This is a genomic window from Saonia sp. (genome assembly GCF_056326165.1).
In genome coordinates this window covers 75,159-93,792 of record NZ_JBWFBN010000013.1, presented here as the reverse complement: position 1 = coordinate 93,792, position 18,634 = coordinate 75,159, and the positions used below count along the sequence as shown (strand labels likewise).

Here is an 18,634-nt window from a genome sequence, read left to right as displayed (position 1 = left end):
CCTATTTTATTTTGCACCATAAATTGGCAACTATTTTAATTTAGTAAGCAGGGTCCTGGGTCAATGTTGGCTGACCATCAACTGCTGATCTATCGATTGCCTCAATAGGTATTGGGAAATATTCATGCTTTCCTGCAGTAAAAGTTTTTCCTACTAAATAAGACCTATGTTCAGATTCGCTAGCAATATAATTATTCAGCACCTCGGCAGATACACCCCATCGTTGCAAATCAAAGAAACGGTGGCCTTCCATGGCAAACTCCAGTCGAGTTTCAAAACGAACTGCCTTTCTCGCTTCAACAGGATCTGTCCAGGCTGTATCGTATGTAGCAATGTCATAATTTGCAGCGGGTGTTCCTTCCTCAACAGTAAAGTCGTTACGTTCTGCACCTTGCACAGCTCTTGGTACAAAACCATCAGAATTGGCTGCTCTAGTTCTAATTAAATTTACAAGTTCTCTTGCTCGCTCCAAATTACCTAATTCAACTTCTGCTTCAGCCAACCATAGATAAATCATATCCAAACGCATGTATCTATAATTATTGGCAGATAGGTTTCCCCAACCACCTTGTCCAAAAGCTTCTGGTTCTGCAACATGTTTCATAGAAAAGAATGGACCGGCATATGATAAATCTCTTACAAAATCTGTTTGATAAATTTTGAAATTTTTATACAAAATACCTGGACGGCCCACAGTGTGATCCAACCTTGGATCTAAAGTTCCAGTATATGTTGATAATGTTGTTGTAGCATCCACATCTGCAGGTACATCCGCATCATCAAAAGTATCCAACATAGGCAAGCCATTTTCTGTTTTATAAGCATTCACCAAGTTCTGAGAGGCTTGGTAAAAACCGCAACAACCCCATGGATCTGTATAAGGATGTGCCAAACCAATACCTCTATTAGAATTATCTCCAGAAGCACTACTTATAGCAAATTGAACTTCAAAAATAGATTCTGCATTGTTACGCGTGGCTACTAAGAAATTATCTTCAAACTTATCCATTAGTGTAAATGGTCCGTTATCCACAATATCATCTAAAATCACTTTAGCTTCCGCCATCTTAGTTGTATTTGGTGCACCATTGGAATCAAACCCCTGATAAATCTTTGCTTTCGCCAAGAAAGCTTTAGCTGCCCAACTTGTTGGTCTTCCCACATCACTTTGAGATGCCGGAAGAACGGCCGCAGCTGCCTCAAGATCAGCTTCAATTAATGGCCAAATCTCCCTGTCATTAGGAACCTTAGTGCTTTCTAAATCATTCAACACAAAATTCTCATCACTTACATAAGTTGGCATTCTCCACATTTTTCTTGCTTCAAAATGAAACAATCCTCTCAAAAATCTGGCCTGAGCAATAATCTGTGCCTTATCAGCCTCGCTAATACCCTCAACTACAGCAACTGTATTGATTACATTATTCGTCGCCGCAACCCCCTTATACAATCCTCTCCATTTATCTCTAATGTGAATGTTGAACGACTGAAAATCATATGCTTCAATAAAGGACTGTTCTGGCTGATCCCCTGCATCTGTACCCTTTAAAGCATCATCAGAAGCAATATTGAATACCCAAGCATGGATATCACTATGCCATGTTTGACCTTCAAGACCACCTCCTGATAACATATTATAAGCTCCAAGTAGTAATCCTTCAACTCCTTCTGGCGTTGCTACATCTCCCTCACTGAAACTACCCTGAGGTTCTCGAGTCAAAAATTCATCACTACAACCTGTAATAAACACCATAATGGTGAGACAGGCGATGAAGATTAAATTTCTTTTTTTCATAATATATATATTTTGCATTAAATTAATTTAAAGTAACATTAAGACCCAATAAGAAGGTACGAGATACTGGCAAGAATCCTCCATCATACCCAAGATTGGTATTATTACCAGTTTGAATCTCTGGATTTAAACCGGAATAATTCGTGAACGTTGCCAAGTTCTGACCTTGTACATAGATAGCAGCCCTTGTTAACCCAATTGTAGAAAGTATATGTTCAGGAAAATTATAGGTCAATTGAACATTTTTAAGTCTAAAGAAGCTACCATCTTCAATAAAATATGAAGAAGGTCTACTGCTTATTTGATCATTGGCGTCCATAATTGGAGTAGTTGCTCCAGGATTTGCAGCAGTCCATTGAGCTACGGGAGCGGTAGGGTTAGCTGGTTGCCAAGCATCATACAATGCCCTTTTTGACCTGTTACCTTGAAAGGTGTTAAAATCTGCAAAGTAGCGAACATAGTTATATATCTCGTTTCCTTGAGATCCGTTACCGAAAATATTCAAAGCAAGGTTTTTGTACGTAAAATCAATATTAATACCATATGTAAAATCTGGGTGAGGATTACCAATAACTGTACGGTCGTCATCGTTAATTTCACCATCATTATTAATATCAGTCACTTTTAATTTACCTGGCGCATTATAATCTCCATATTCTGGCCAAGCATCAGCTTCAGCTTGAGATTGGAATATACCTTCTGTTTTGAAACCATAAAACGAAGATAAGGGTGATCCAGCCTGCGTAACCGTTAAAGCTGGAACTCTTCTTGAGCTACCAAAAAATCTCGTGTCAGGACTATCGCTCAAATAATCAACATTATTTGTGTAAGCAGATAAATTAGCATTGATACTATATCCAAAATCTCCTTGCTGATTACTATAACCCAAGCCTAAGTCAATACCTTTGTTTGTTAAACCACCAACGTTAAACCTTGGTTCATCAGCTTGTCCTGCAGTATAGGCAACTGGAACTTGAAATAGCATATCTGTTGTAATTCGGTTCCAAACATCTAGGTTGAAATTTACCTTGTTATCAAACATAACCAAATCCAGACCTAAGTTATTGGATGTTGTGGTCTCCCATTTTGCATTAGGATTACCAAATGCTCTGGTAGAAAAACCTATCGTAGGTGATCCTGTTGAACCATCAATTGGATACCCCCCCGTAAGTATGTCTGAACGGAATGTAGTAAAGGCATTGTAATCTCCAATTTGCTGATTCCCAGTTTTACCCCAGCCATATCTAATTTTCATATCATTAATCCAATCTAAACCATCCATAAAGTTTTCGTCTGAAATTCTCCAACCTACACTAAATGCTGGGAAAACAGCACTTCTCGAGGCAGACTGAAATCTTGAAGAAGAATCATTTCTAAGTATAAACTGAGCTAAATACCTTCCTTGATAATCATAGTTTAGTTTACCAAATTGAGACCAAAGGGAATAATCTTGCTCTACATAACCATAGTTAGAAGAAGTGGTTGCATTCCCTAAATCTAAATAGCTAAGAATATTGGCTGTTTCAAAAGCAAATCGCTGACGGCCTGCACCAAAACGTTCCTCAAATTGTTGTATTGACTCTACCCCTACATAGGCTTTAAAATTATGAACATCATTAAATGTTTTTGAATAACTCAATGTATTGGTCCAAGTCCATTGATATTCATATTCTTCACGAGAATTTGAGCTATTGATAAAATTACCCTCTACATATTCTGGTTGTGGACGACCCAAGTCTCTTTGGCGTTGACCACGAATATCAACCCCAAAACTAGAGCGCATGCTTATATTTGGAGTAATTGCATACTCTCCAAAAACATTTCCTAAAAGTCTTAAACGAAACCTACGGTCATCCTCATTCCTTTTAAGACTTGCATAAGGGTTAAAATTATTACCAAGGTTAGCCCCCCTACTTCCTGCAAAGTTTCCAGCAATATCATATATAGGTAATAATGGATGATGCTTATATGATGCTGATACTGCATTTTGCTCTTCATCATTATTAAATTCACCTTTCAAATTATCAAAAGAAGCTGTAAAATTTTCTCCAATAGTCAACTTATCACTTAGGCCTTTAAACTCTGTATTTGCACGAAGTGACACTCTATCATAACTAGCAAATTTGGTAATGTAATCTGTGGAAACATACCCAACAGAAAAAGCATATCTTGCTTTATCAGTAGCCCCTGATGCCGAAACATTGTGGCTTAATGTAGGCGCAGATCTTGTAATCTCATTCCACCAATTGGTATCAGCAGAACGTGTAATGGCATAAATGTTGCCTTCTACCAATGAATACAAATCTGGATTCACACCAGCATCACCTTCCATTCCAGCACTTGGAAAAACATAATCAGGTATAGACACCTCCCCATTTGGTCCAAAAGTATACTGACCATGACCTGGTGTTTTACCAGCGTATAAATCTGCTAAATATAAATATTCCCCTAATTCACGTGCATTTAACGCTTCTGCGTCTTTTTCTGCAGATTGAATACCATAAAAAGTATTATAAGAGATAGTAGGTGTTCCTAACTTTCCCTTTTTGGTAGTAATAATAATTACACCATTCGCAGCTCTTGAACCATAAATGGAAGCAGCCGATGCATCCTTAAGAATCTGTAATGATTCAATATCATTAGGGTTTAAGTTAGCTTGCGCTTGCGTAGGCACACCATCAATAACATAAAGTGGGTCATTATTACCCACAGTACCAAAACCTCGAATACGTACTGTAGCCTCGCCTCCTGGTCTTGCATCGTTAATAATGCTAACACCCGCGGCTCTACCTTGTAACTGTTGTGCAAAAGTAGTCGCTGGTACGGCCAGCAACTCATCTGTATCTACAACCGCAACAGCACCCGTTAAATCTTTTTTGGCTTGGGTACCATAACCAGTTACAACGACCTCGTCTAATTGGCTTGCATCCTCTTCCAAGGTTACATTTACATTAGATTGTCCATTTACTGGAACTTCCATTGTTTTAAAACCAATGTAACTAAATACCAAAATGGCATCACTCTCTACATTGTTCAATGTGTAATTACCATCAAAATCAGTCTGAGTACCATTGGTTGTTCCTTTTACCAAAACATTGGCCCCAGGCAATGGCCCCAGTCCATCTGTAACGCTTCCCGCTACCGTCTGTGCTTTTACTACTCCGAAACATAGAAATGCTCCCATAAGCAATAAGCTCTTTAATAGTGTGATCTTCATAAATAATTTAAGTTTAAGTTAGTATTGATATAATTGTGAATTTGCTCCGATAAATGTCAAATTAGAATTATCCTAGTTTGATTTTTATTTAAAAGGCAAAAAAACTCATATATTCTTTTCAGAATAACAATTTATCTCAATGCTCTCAGATTACTAGCTATTTAAAAGAAAAGACCTCTAAAATTCATGAATTTTAGAGTGTTACGGTTTCCAGAACTGGTATTTGGAATTAACAGCATGAATAGTTGAAAAATTCACCCGAATAGATTTTACTTAGGAATACCTATTAAATGACTTCTTATATATACAGAAGTTTCTAAAGAATCCTTACTTAATTTTACCATCATAGAATTAGATGGAGAAACTGGCATATGACAAGCAATACAATTATCTCCCATATTTTCTCTCTCGGAAGATTCAGCACTACATATTGATGATTTCTGATTATGACACTCCATGCATTTTTGATTAAAATACAGCGAATTCCCTCTTTGGTTTTTGTGTGGATCATGACATGTTACACAATCCATTTTTCCTGATTCTTTAAAACATTTACTACTAGTCAACAACCCATATTGGTTAGCATGTACATCTAATTTATTATTGGGTTTACCAGTATAAAAATTTTTGGAATGTTCTTCTAAATTTTCTCCTGCAACATAAGAAAAAGGACTCCCCTTTAAACTACGTGCTCGCAGACCTGAATGACATTGGGCACAAACATCCAAGCGTTGTTTCTTAGAAAGTTCATTGAATTTAAGTACAAACTTAGGTTCTTTCTCGGTTGGATTTTTTCTGTGATAGACTACATGCTTGGCAGCTGGCTGATGGCACCGTTCACAATCTATACCATAAACTATTTGGTCTTTGTAATACTGATTGCCATTCCCCAAAGAATCAAGATTTTTTGCAAATGTAACATGACATTTTAAGCATGCATCCGAAATAGGTCTCTTGAATTGGTGATTGGGAAAGCTGGGGCTATTTATCCAATTACCAGTTGGTTTATAATAAGATGCTTGTAACTGGAACAATCTATCGTCTTTCCATGTTAAATAAGATTGTCCCTTTACTCCAGAACCAATAACAATATCCAATTTTGACAGCAATCTATCTTGTTTAGAATATTTATAAGATGTCTCTTGGTAGAAATTTCCTCTTTTGGATAACATTTGATAATTAACATCTTGCAATTTTAATTCATTATTCCCAAGTGTGAAGTTTCCTAATATATTATCAGTATTGGCAAGTGCCGAAGTATTGAAATGAGCTGTTTTTAAATGAGACTTATAAATATTTTCATGGCACTCTAGACATGTCTCAGACCCTACAAATTGTTGTCCATTATTATGGGTAGTTATAATCTTTGGATTAAAGTAATCTGATTCTATTCTGGAATCAATAGTATACCATATATAACCAAGGAGCAGTATAATGCAGAAAATAAGACCGCTTTTAGTTTTTTTTTTCACAATCGCCTACTTCTTGATTAAAACACCCTTAACGATTAACCTATTCAATTAAATAATGAATACTAATAATTATGTTTAGGTTAAAAAGTTTAGTGTTATAATTTAGCCCAACTCAAAAAACATATCAATTGGAATATTTGCTATGTCAACAAATTCCCTTCATCATCCCATTCAGCAATATCACCTCGTTTACTCTGGTCTACACATTTGGCAATCCATTCTGGGTCATAGGCAACACCATGTTGGTCCAGAATATCCTGTGGCACGCCATCCCACACATTGGGCTGATTTCCTTTATAACCCAAATCTGCAATGCCCACTTTTGATGTATAATACCCTGTTAAAGTAAGTGACCGCATCATTTTGAAGAATTGAATTTCCAGCGGTTGCTCGTTAATTGGTTTTTCAGTATCATGATAGCATATTTCATCACAAATTTGCTTCTTCTGTTCTAAGGTAGCCGTTTTAAATTCAGTTCCAAACTCAGTATTGCTTTTATGGTCCAACCACATCAAACCACCCACAAGAGTAGGCTGATACCCAGGTTCATCTTTGGCCATAAATTCAATAAATTCTGGTACCCCTGCTTCAATAGGGCCTCCATTTGGTTCTTTTGGCGGAAGAATTACCAAACTTAAAGCAGTTATGGTTTCCATATCATGTTCACTAAACAACTTCTCCGAGTTTAATTTAGCTATGTCCTCCAATTCCTCCGGTGTCCTTCCAAAATAATGTTCAGCGCCGTTAACAATATTTTCATCAACATTTGTATCTCCTTCAGTTTTACAGCCATGTAGAGCTAAGCCTGTAGCACCTGCGCCAGCACCCAAAATAATTGTCTGTATACTTTTTCTTCTATCCATAACTAGATGTTTTGCTGCTTTAATTGTTCAATAATATAATCGGATGCCCTCCAAGAAAGTGCCAAAATAGTCCATGTGCAATTTTTATCCCCCTGCGAAGTAAATGGCCCTGCATCTACAATAAAGACGTTATCTACATCATGTAACTGATTAAATTTATTAGTAACCGATGTTTTAGGATCATCCCCCATTCTTGTAGTACCTACTTCATGAATAATATCCCCTGGTGGGTGCAAGCCATAATCGCGGTCTGCTCCTGGTTTATCACCAATAGGTTCTCCACCCATATTATGAATAATTTCCTCAAAAGAATCCTGCATATGTTTGGCTTGCTTAATCTCATACTCTGAATGTTTGTAATTAAACTTCAAAACAGGAATGCCAAACTCATCTACTGTAGTGGGGTCTATTTCACAATAATTCTCTTTCCGTGCAATACTTTCCCCTCTACCTGCCATTCCAACTACAGAACCGTAATATTTTTTTACATCATCTCTAAGAGAATCACCATAACCACCAACTTTTAATCCAAAGAACTTATTAAAATCATTTGGATTCATCGCAAATCCATAGTTAGGATTACCCATTCCACCACCAACTTCTATATGATACCCTCTTGGGAAATCTAATTTGGAATTATCTCCCCACCATGGAGAATAAACGTGCATTCCGCCCACTCCATCTTCATTATAAGACACCTTGCGATTCATTAAGCTAGGAACAAAACCTGCTCTACTGGCCCCAGTAGAATCATGAAGGTATTTCCCTACCACATCACTACTGTTCCCAAGACCATTAGGATGTTGTTTGCTTTTTGAATTAAGAAGGATGCGAGCCGAACTACATGCAGACGCTGCTAAAACAACAACTTTTCCTCTTAATTTATATTCTTTACGGTCATCCTTGCTTATATAAGAAACACCCGTAGCCTTCCCTTCATCATCAGTTGTTACTTCACGAACCATACAGTTTACAAATAGCTTTACCTGGCCACCACTTTTCTGTGCTGGAAAAATTAAACAACTACCCGAAGAGAAATCCGCATAAACCGAACAAGAGCGGTTACACTGTCCACAATAGAAACAAACACCCCTATCATTGTTTATTTTTTTAGTTAACATGGACAACCTGCCCGGAATAGTAGGAATGCCTGTTTTTTTAGCGCCATTGATATAAAAAAGCTCGTGCAACCTTGGTTTTGGTGGAGGAAGAAAAAATCCATCTGGATCATTTTCAAGACCTTCGTTTGAGCCAAAAACCCCTATCAATTTATCAACTTTATCATAATAAGGCTTTACATCATCATAACTTATGGGCCAATTCTCCCCAAGTCCATCAACATCCTTATGTTTAAAATCCATAGGTCCAAATCGCAGGGAAATTCTCCCCCAATGATTGGTCCTTCCTCCTAACATACGAGAACGAAACCACCTAAATTCTGTTCCTTTTTCAACAGTATAAGGCTCGCCTTCTACACTAAAACCACCATAAGCCATATCAAAAGCTCCAAAATTTCGAAATTTTGTTGATTTGCCTCTACGAGGTGATTCATAAGCCCACTTTAGTTGTGTCATAGTTTCTGGATCCGCTGGGTCAAAAAAGGGGCCCGCTTCTACAACTGCCACATTAAAGCCTGCATCTGCCAATTGTTTTGTTGCCATACCACCACCCGCTCCAGAACCAACAATAATTACATCATAGACTTCTGAGGATTCTTTTATCTGCATAGTTTGTCTTTGTTAATTTGATTCAAAAATTAATAAAATTAAATAACACGAGGAATGTTTTCACTTAAAACATGTTAGAATTCATGAATTATAGTCCTTAAACTTTACTTATCCATAACTCACTTAGTCATAAAAACATTATTAACCCTTTAAAATAACCCTTTGATATCTGGTCATACTAGGGAAAGTGTCATCTGACACTTCCAAAATTAAGTGTATAGTTTCTCCAGACTTTAAGTCGGCAGGCATTTTTAAACCAATGGACAATTTATTTGGATTTTCTATATCTATTTTTTTAGGGTAAGAATCCACTTCTTCATATTGCCACCACTTAAACCTAAGAGCATCACCATCTGGGTCTTTTGCTTTCCCCTTTAAGGTCACTCTTTGATTTGGTTTAACTGATATTATATTATCATGCTTCAGGGTTACAATAGGCGCATGATTTGCATCTTTATAATTCTTTACACACCAATCGGCCCTAGCGGCAAAATCCAATTGTAGCGTCTCCAACCATCTAATTTGTGGATAAGCCAAGTCTTTTTCATTGGTAATAGGGTTAATATCTGCCACATCTTCACCATCTTCCCAACGGTTGGGAGTCGTCTCAGATTGCTGTAACCTACCTCCCCAACCTCCAAATTCTGGATGCTCCAAATTATCCAAACCTACGTCAATTAAATGAAGAAATGCAGGTGAATCTCCTTCTGAAATAAAATCATATTGATTAAAACTTCCCCATTGAAAATCCTTTATTTTAGAAATATCACCATGGATATGCTCGTCGTCACCCTCTTGTTTTTGTCCGTCGCCATAACTGTAATACATTTTGGTCAATGGGCCATGGTTGTTTATAATATGATCCCCCATAAACTTACCTTCTAAATAAGGATGTAATTTCTCATTCACGGCAGATTTCCAAGGATATGCAAAACACCAAAACTGGTGGGAGTTGTAGTATATTCTAATTTCTGGCCATTGTTTGGCTATGTATTTTCTATAGGTAGCATCTTGATCCAAGATGGCATAAATAATGGTTTTATTTATTACTTTTCGTTTAATGGCCTCCCAATCTACAGAGTTGCTGTATTCATCTTCAATTGACTTTAATGCCCTGGCTATGGTATTGGTACCTCCCCAAACTTGTAGGTATAAAGGGGTCATGTCATCATCCAAAAGTTTTTCTTTAATAAAGTCAGAACCCTCCGTGTTTTTGCCCATCTCCCCTTCAAAATCTATATTTCCAACTTTTATTAAACTTCTTAAATAGTTTGCACTTGGAAAACCTTCTGCATGCAATGCTAAATTTGGATGTACTTTTTCATAAGCAGTCACTAAATCTTGCATCCATTGTGTTCCCGGCCATCTCAGATCAGTTATTTCACCATACATTTTCTTGGTCATATCCATTTCAGAAACCATGGTGGTACCTTTTCCATCACCCTTATAATGCCACATGGAACTGCTATAAACCAGGCCTTCTATTTTAAATTCGTTGCCGTAAAGCAACATCCTTATAAAAGAATCCACATCATCTATTTCCCCATCCGTAGTTACAATGGTTCTGGGCTTACTCTCCCTTGATTGCGCATAAGTGATTATCGAGAATAAAATGACCCCATAAAAAAAAAGCCTCTTTATAACCAACTTAAAAAATGTTTTCATTGAGCAATGATTTAATTATTATTACCATAAGCTTTATCCAAAAACTGATAACGGTCATCTTTATCTGCCTTAATTTGTTTGCTTTCAGTATTTATTATCATTACGGGTGGCATATCATCTTTTGCATTAGCCGCATCCCATTGTGGAAGTCCTTCCCCATTTGGGTTTCCTGTTTTAATAAAGTTGGCAAAGTAATTGGACATGTCTTTTGACACCTTATAATCCTCCTCTGTCCACGCATAATCATCTACCAAATGCAGATTGCCCATACAATATTCTATTTCGCAAGCGTGAGGCGCTCCAACAGCTGCTGGGGGTGCGGAAGCATCGGAATCTTTTTTAACCGTTCCGCCCGCTAAACCAGAAGCCAATGTATTATCCCTTAATGGTGGACGAAGTTTACTGTACAAATATCTGTAAACAGGTTGGTTGCTATTTTTTCTATGTAAATCAAACCACTTCCATGTACTATATGCAATAAAACGGTCAGAGGCCAAAGCTGTGGCCGACAATATTATTTCTTTTTCTGATGAATATGGATACAACTTAAGTGCTTTACTATATTCCTTTGGATACATAGCTTTAACTTTTGCAACATAATTTTCTGGAGTCACAGGTCCTTGTAGAACTGCCATTCCTGGAATTTCAGCAGAATTCCAACCTAATAACAATGGAACCATTGCCTGTTCCTTACTTTCAAATATTTCTGTTATGGTCCTTGGCAGAAAATAGCCATCTAATACCGCAGGAAAACCAAATCTTTGAGATTCGTTGTAGATTTCATATACCTCCCTAGTGCTTAAACTTCTCAATTCATCCAACGTAGAGTATCCAGCATTTTTTGCAAATTCCAACCCTATTTTTTCTGCCTCCTCCAAAGGTACTGGTGACATGGTGGGATTAATGCCCGCACCACTTTCGCCAATGGCTCCAGCAATAAGGTTTTTGGAAAGAGGTGAAGCCATTTGTTGACTAACACCAATAGATCCTGCAGACTCTCCGGCAATAGTAACTTTTTTTGAATCACCTCCAAAAGCGGCAATATTTTTCTGCACCCATTTAAGTGCGGCATTCTGGTCCAATAATCCATAGTTGCCAGATGCTTTATAAGGAGCTTCTGCACTTAATTCAGGATGAGCCAAAAATCCAAAAATGTTCAATCGGTAATTTACGGTCACGGCCACAATCCCTTTTTTGGCCATACTCTCACCGTCATATCTATATTCTGATGCATCGCCCGCCACATTTCCACCTCCAAAGAAATAGACCAATACAGGCAGATTTTTAGTGTTTCTCTTGGCTGGTGTCCAAATATTAAGATATAAACAATCTTCACTTACTCCATTTGAACGCGATTTCATATCCCCAAAGACCATCGTCTGCATTGGCCTAGCCCCAAAAGCTTTTGTTTCCATTACACCCTCCCAATCCTCCATAGGTTGGGGAGCTTTCCATCTCAATTCACCAACAGGAGGTTTTGCAAAAGGAACACCAAAATATGTTTGTATCCCTGTGTGGGTATTATAGTCCCCCTCTATTATTCCATTTTCTGTTTTTGCCTGAACTGGGAAAGAATTTCTATCCTGAGCACTTATTTTATTACTTACAAGAAGCAATAAAGCATAACAAATTAGTAGTCTCTTCATAAGGTATAAATGTTAAATTTTTATTATTGTCTCATTTTGTTACAATAATAATTAGTTTTTTTGAAACAATTCTATTTTCTTTGGCAAAAGTTCAATTTTTAACTAAAATAATTATGGATCTCCCATTAAAAAGGGAATATCTTTCTCATATTGCTTATGATTCTGTGATTTTCGGATTTTCAGGGGATACCTTGAAAATATTGATATTAGAGTACCATAATACTAGATTTTTTGCTTTACCAGGGGGGTTCGTGAAAATTGAAGAGGATTTAAATGATGCTGTAAAAAGAGGTTTGAAAGAGCGAACAGGTTTGGACAAGATTTTTTTGGAACAATTCTATACGTTTGGGAAAAAATCCAGAAAAGATTCCAAAGCAATGGAAACCATTTTGAAAGCTAATGACCTATACGCAGATAAAAATCATTGGCTTTTAGACCGCTTTATTTCTGTAGCATATTATGCGTTAATAGATTATACAAAAGTTTCCCCAAAACCGGATGCCCTGTCCGATTCCATTAACTGGTATCCTATTGATGAATTACCACCATTGATTTTTGATCATGAGGAAATAGTTAAAAAAGCCATTCAGACTCTAAGGGACAATCTAGAGAGGAAATTAGTAGGAATTAATCTATTGCCTAGCAAATTTACAATGAAGGAACTCCAACAAGTACATGAAGCTATTTTGGATAAAAAACTAAGGAGAACAACTTTTCAGCGTAAAATGTTGGGACTGGATATTTTACAACGACATGAAAAACAGTTTTTAGGAAAGGCTCATAAAGCACCTTACCTATATAGTTTTAAAAACAATAATTAGAAATAAAAATAATTCAAAATCATACTAAAAACATGCTTTGTTGAACATAAAAGTTCGGAACGATAAAGTAAAGAAGTTTAAATAAACTTGTTATCTGGCATATTCCAAAAAAATACTCCATAAAAGATAATAGAATGTTGATGATAAAAAATTACAATACAATAACCTACATACTGTTTATGATACTGTTCCTAAACGGATTGCCATCATATTCCCAAGTAGGAATTGCAAATTTAAAAGTAGAGTATCAAACTGAACCAATAGGAATTGACATAGAAAAACCACAATTCAGCTGGCAGATGACAGTAACTAATGGGGAAAGAAACCAGTATCAAAAGGCGTATCAAATTGTTGTTGAAAATGATGAAGGAAACCTAGTTTGGGATACTAAGAAAGTACTATCCAATGAATCCCTTGCCATTATATATAATGGTGAGGCCCTACAACCTACAACCAAATATAATTGGAATGTAACCGTATGGAATCAGAATGATATAGAATTAAAAAAATCTTCAAGCTTTGAAACAGGGTTAATGAATTCTAATCCTAATCTTGAAGCTTGGAATGGCGCAAAATGGATTGGCGGTTCAGAAGAGGATATGGTCTTATTTTCCCATTATTTATCTGTTTTTAAAATAGAATATGGCATTCAATTAAATCAAAAAACTAAAAGTTCTAAGGCTGCATTTGTTTTTGGCGGAAACGATAGTCGCCTAATGGATAGCAATAAAAACATACAAGGCGTACAAAACAAAAAAAATCAAAGCTACATTGCCTTTGAATTGGATATTACAAGTGTTAATGGCGAGGATAACGGTTTAGCCAAATTTAATGTATACCGGGTTGGTTATGATTTGGGTGATACAGATGAAAGACCATTCAAAAGTTTTGATGTACCGCTATCTCTAATTAACCTGCAAAATAAATATAAAAAGCATCAGTTTTTTGTAGAATCTAACTTCGGGGTTTTTGATGTATTTCTTAACGGAACATCCAACGAAAATAAAATCACAAAAGGTGATGATCCAAACCCATCACCCTTTGGAGATGATGGAATGAACTTAAATCCCGTAGGGAAAGGAAACAATTACATTTGTTTTCCAGTAGTTGGTGATGTTGGATTCTCTGTTAAAAGTGGACATAAAGCATACTTTTCTGGTATTAAGATTAAAAATTTCAGAGCTCCATCAAACAGTTTATTCACAGAAAATCTAAATGGCAATTACAATGGAATTTTTAAATCTCTGCCCATTGAAAATGAATCTTTTGTATTAGATGGAAGTGTACAAGGGCTTTTAATCTTAAAAAACCCAAGTAAAAATTCAACTCCTTTACTTCGCACAACATTTTCCACTGAAAAGAAATCTATAAAAAGTGCTAGATTATATGTTACTGCAAGAGGTATTTATGAAATGTATCTAAACGGAGAACGTATTGGAGAGGACTATTTTAATCCTGGCCTTACCCAATACAATAAAACACATATGTACCAAACCTATGATGTTACACAAAATATTAAAAACGGCGAGGAAAATGTGCTAGGCGCAATGATTTCTGAAGGCTGGTGGAGCGGAAATATTACGTATAGTGGTGAACATTGGAATTACTTTGGAGATAGGCAATCCCTGCTTGCGAAATTGGTAATAACGTATAAAGATGATAGCAAACAAGTTATAATATCGAGCCCAAAGACATGGAAATACTTTAATAATGGACCCATACTTTATGGCAGTTATTTTCAAGGTGAGGTGTACGATGCTACAAAAGAAGATTTAATTCATGGGTGGTCATCCATAAATTATAAAGACAATAATTGGAAGTCTTCGGTGGAAATCCCTTTAGAGGGTACTGCATATATGGATTCAGTTATTGATATGTTTGGAAACGCTACCAATTTCAACTACCATGAATTGAAACTTATCGGCCAGATTGGTGAGAATGCAAAAATTGTAAAAACATTGACTGCGCAAAGTGTTAAAGAAGTTCGACCAGGTGTTTATGTCTATGATATGGGTCAAAATATGGTTGGATTTCCAAACGTTGTTCTAAATCAAGGCAAGAGGAATGACACTGTTACACTAAGGTATTCAGAGGTAAAATATCCAGATTTATCTGAATATGAAGAAAATGTGGGAATGATAATGCTAGAAAACATTCGAGCAGCATTAACCCAAGATATTTATATTAGAAATGGAGGGAAGGAAACTATTCAACCCCGTTTTACATTTCATGGATATCGATACATAGAAATTACAGGAATTAATGAGGTTCTACCTTTGGAGAACGTTAAAGGCAAAGTGGTAAGTTCCATGCATAAATTAGCTTCAAGTTATGAGACTTCCAATGAATTAGTCAATAAGTTATGGGAAAATATTACGTGGTCCACGCGAGGAAATTTTTTGTCCATACCCACGGATACCCCCGCAAGGAATGAGCGCATGGGATGGAGTGGTGACATTAATGTATTTTCCAAAGCTGCAACTTTTATTACCAATGCCAATTCTTTTTTAAAACGGCATATGATTGCTATGAGGGATATCCAAAGAAAGGATGGTCGTTTTACAGATGTGGCACCAGTTGGTGGTGGTTTTGGTGGGACCTTATGGGGTAGTGCAGGTATCATTGTGGCTTGGGAAACATATAGACAATATGGTGATGTAGAGCTATTAAGGGAACACTATCCTGCAATGAAACGGTATGTGGCATTCTTAGCTTCTAAAGAAAACGAAAATGGCATTTTAAACGAAGGTCCTTTAGGAGATTGGTTGAGTCCAGAAGGAAAAAAAAATGATGACACCTTAATGTGGAATGCCTATCAAGTTTATAATTTGGACATTCTAACTAAAATAGCCCATATACTTGGATATGAGAAAGATGCTATAAAATTTGAAAAACAACGCATAGATAGAAAAGCTTTTTTTAATAAAACCTATGTTGATTCTTCTACAAAGAAAACTATAAGTGCTGGGTTTGAATCTTTTAGTTTTGGACCTCCACTAGCAAAAGACCAAAAACCAAAACCAGGGGATTTGGTAGATAGTCAGGCTTCATATGCCATCCCTTTGGCCTTAAATGTTTTTAATGACACTAACAAAGTCTTGGCGGTGAAAAACTTTGCAACCACCATTTCTAGAGAGAATGTAGATGACAGTGGCACAATGAGGCCAGCATATTCTTTAATGACTGGTTTTATAGGCACAGCTTCAATAAGTGAGGCTTTGTCCCAAAACGGGTATGATGCGTATGCATATAGATTGCTTCAACAAGAACAATATCCTTCTTGGTTATACTCGGTAAAAAATGGAGCAACTACTATCTGGGAACGATTAAATTCATATACCGTAGAAAATGGTTTTGGAGGAAACAACAGTATGAATTCTTTTAACCACTACTCTTTTGGTGCAGTCGCAGCATGGATGAACAATTATTCTTTGGGTATTCAAAGACATAACGAAATACCTGCTTTTAAAGAATTTGTTTTGCGGCCTACCCCTGATCCAGATGGAAATATGACATGGGCCAAAGGACATTATGATTCAATGTACGGCACAATTAAAAGTGAGTGGAAACAATCTGAAAATAAATTACAGTACAATACAACAATCCCAGCTAATACAAAAGCGCTATTGTACTTGCCAGCAAGTTCGGTGAAAATGGTGGCCGAAAGTGGTAAAAAAACCAAAAAAAGTGAAGGAATCAAATATCTTGGAAAAGAGAAGGATAGGGTCATTTTACAATTAGCATCAGGCACCTACAAATTTGAAGTAAAAAAGTGAACAAAATAAAATCAATACATATGAAGAATTTAATTTTAAAAGGGTGCCTTCTGGGACTCCTATTTGTAGTATCCAATATTTATGGTCAAGAAGTCATTACAGGAGAAAACATAGCTGTGACCAATACCGAATCTGGTAAAGTACGTGGGTATATCCATAACGGAATATTTACCTATAAAGGAATACCCTATGCACAGGCAGAACGTTTTATGCCCCCGTCAAAACCAACACCCTGGCAAGAAGTAAGAAGCTCCACAACTTATGGCCCTGTTGCCCCATTGTTAGTGCCAACTACGCAGGTACAAGATGAATCGGAATTTGTTTTTGACCATGATTGGGGTTATCCTAATGAAGATTGTTTACGAGTAAATGTATGGACACCAAGCATCGATGACAACAAAAAAAGGCCTGTGCTTTTTTGGATACATGGTGGTGGTTTTACCTCAGGCTCAAGTCAAGAATTACCATCTACAGATGGAGAGAACTTAAGTAAAAATGGAGATGTTGTGGTAGTATCCATCAATCATCGACTAAATGTTTTAGGGTTTTTAGATTTATCTGCCTATGGCGATAAATACAAACATTCTGCAAATTCTAGCATTTTAGATATTGTGGCGGCATTAGAATGGGTACAAACCAATATTTCCAACTTTGGAGGCGACCCCAATAACATTACAATTTTTGGTCAATCTGGAGGTGGTGCCAAGGTGAATACTTTGATGGCAATGCCAAAAGCCAAGGGATTGTTCCATAAGGCTGTAAATCAAAGCGGCGCAATGCGAAGTGCTATTTTGGAAAAGGAAGACACACAAAGTATTGCAGCAGAAACCTTAGCTATTTTGGGGCTTGATGTATCGCAAGTAGATAGTCTTCAAACGATTCCGTTTGCTATGTTGGCAAAAGCTAGTGGTGAAGCATTGAAGATTGTTGAGAAAAAAAGAATTGCTGCTGGTAAACCTTCCATCGGCTTTGGTCTTAATTGGGGACCAAGCAGGGATGGTGTGGATTTACCTTATCAAGTTTCTTCCAAAGAAGTTTATGAGCTTTCAAAAAATATTCCTTTGATGATAGGAACGGTAAAGAATGAATTTGCACCCTTTTATAATATGCGTTTTGTAGGAGCGTCTGATGAAAAAATAATGGCTCATATCAAAAACACCTATAAAGAAAAAGCAGATGCTTATATCCAGGCTGTAAAAAAGGCATATCCCAAAGATACAGATGCAAAAGATTTATTGGATGTAGATACCATGTTCCGTCCAGGGGCAGTTGCACAGGCCAATACAAAATCCGCATTGGAAGGCAGTGCCCCAGTTTATATGTATTTATTTACATGGCAGTCTCCTGTTTTTAATGGAAAATACAAAGCGCTCCATTGCATGGAGCTTCCTTTTGTGTTCAATACTATAGAACGCGGTAAAAATATGACTGGCGGTGGAGAAGAAGCACAAGTGTTGGCAGATAAAGTTAGCCAGGCTTGGATAAATTTTGCTACAACTGGAAATCCAAATCATTCTGGGTTGCCAGAATGGCCAGCTTACAACTCGGATAATACCGCAACGATGCATTTTGATATTACCTGTGAGGTAAAACCACAACTAGACAAAGAACTCTTTGACCTTGTCCAAGGAAACTAACAAACTCTTAAAAAT

At 36.8% G+C, this 18,634-nt stretch carries 10 protein-coding genes; 3 read left to right on the top strand and 7 right to left on the bottom strand.

Going from position 1 to position 18,634, the window contains the following annotated elements; all coding sequences use genetic code 11:
- Window positions 1-40: 40 nt before the first annotated feature.
- From AC000W_RS12110 to AC000W_RS12080, 7 genes are all read right to left on the bottom strand, one after another.
- Window positions 41-1,795 carry a RagB/SusD family nutrient uptake outer membrane protein gene (locus tag AC000W_RS12110; protein WP_474748625.1) on the bottom strand — a complete coding sequence of 585 codons (1,755 nt, stop codon included), beginning with the start codon at window positions 1,793-1,795 and terminating at the stop codon, window positions 41-43.
- 22 nt (window positions 1,796-1,817) lie between these two features.
- On the bottom strand, window positions 1,818-5,012 hold the full coding sequence (locus tag AC000W_RS12105; protein ID WP_474748623.1) for a SusC/RagA family TonB-linked outer membrane protein: 3,195 nt from the start codon (window positions 5,010-5,012) through the stop codon (window positions 1,818-1,820).
- A 269-nt stretch (window positions 5,013-5,281) separates the two neighbouring features.
- Window positions 5,282-6,484, bottom strand: coding sequence for a cytochrome c3 family protein (locus AC000W_RS12100; protein ID WP_474748621.1), 1,203 nt, complete (start codon window positions 6,482-6,484; stop codon window positions 5,282-5,284).
- Between the two features lie 140 nt (window positions 6,485-6,624).
- Window positions 6,625-7,347 (bottom strand): gluconate 2-dehydrogenase subunit 3 family protein, encoded by a 723-nt coding sequence (locus tag AC000W_RS12095; RefSeq protein WP_474748620.1) that lies wholly within the window; start codon window positions 7,345-7,347, stop codon window positions 6,625-6,627.
- Between the two features lie 2 nt (window positions 7,348-7,349).
- Window positions 7,350-9,074, bottom strand: a complete 1,725-nt coding sequence (locus tag AC000W_RS12090) for a GMC family oxidoreductase (protein ID WP_474748618.1) — start codon at window positions 9,072-9,074, stop codon at window positions 7,350-7,352.
- A 141-nt stretch (window positions 9,075-9,215) separates the two neighbouring features.
- Entirely contained in the window at window positions 9,216-10,739 is a 1,524-nt protein-coding gene (locus AC000W_RS12085; RefSeq protein WP_474748617.1) for a DUF1593 domain-containing protein, read from the bottom strand.
- An 11-nt stretch (window positions 10,740-10,750) separates the two neighbouring features.
- A complete protein-coding gene (locus AC000W_RS12080; RefSeq protein WP_474748615.1) occupies window positions 10,751-12,385 on the bottom strand; it encodes a carboxylesterase/lipase family protein in 1,635 nt (544 codons plus the stop codon).
- A 113-nt stretch (window positions 12,386-12,498) separates the two neighbouring features.
- On the opposite strand from AC000W_RS12080, the gene AC000W_RS12075 reads away from it, so the two are divergent.
- The 3 genes from AC000W_RS12075 to AC000W_RS12065 all read left to right on the top strand — a co-directional run bounded on the left by AC000W_RS12075 (window position 12,499) and on the right by AC000W_RS12065 (window position 18,619).
- Window positions 12,499-13,206: an NUDIX hydrolase gene (locus tag AC000W_RS12075; RefSeq protein WP_474748614.1), complete on the top strand. Its 708-nt coding sequence runs from the start codon at window positions 12,499-12,501 to the stop codon at window positions 13,204-13,206.
- 179 nt (window positions 13,207-13,385) lie between these two features.
- Window positions 13,386-16,982, top strand: coding sequence for a family 78 glycoside hydrolase catalytic domain (locus AC000W_RS12070; RefSeq protein ID WP_474748612.1), 3,597 nt, complete (start codon window positions 13,386-13,388; stop codon window positions 16,980-16,982).
- Window positions 16,983-17,002: 20 nt separating this feature from the next.
- Window positions 17,003-18,619: a carboxylesterase/lipase family protein gene (locus AC000W_RS12065; RefSeq protein WP_474748611.1), complete on the top strand. Its 1,617-nt coding sequence runs from the start codon at window positions 17,003-17,005 to the stop codon at window positions 18,617-18,619.
- Window positions 18,620-18,634 lie beyond the last annotated feature (15 nt).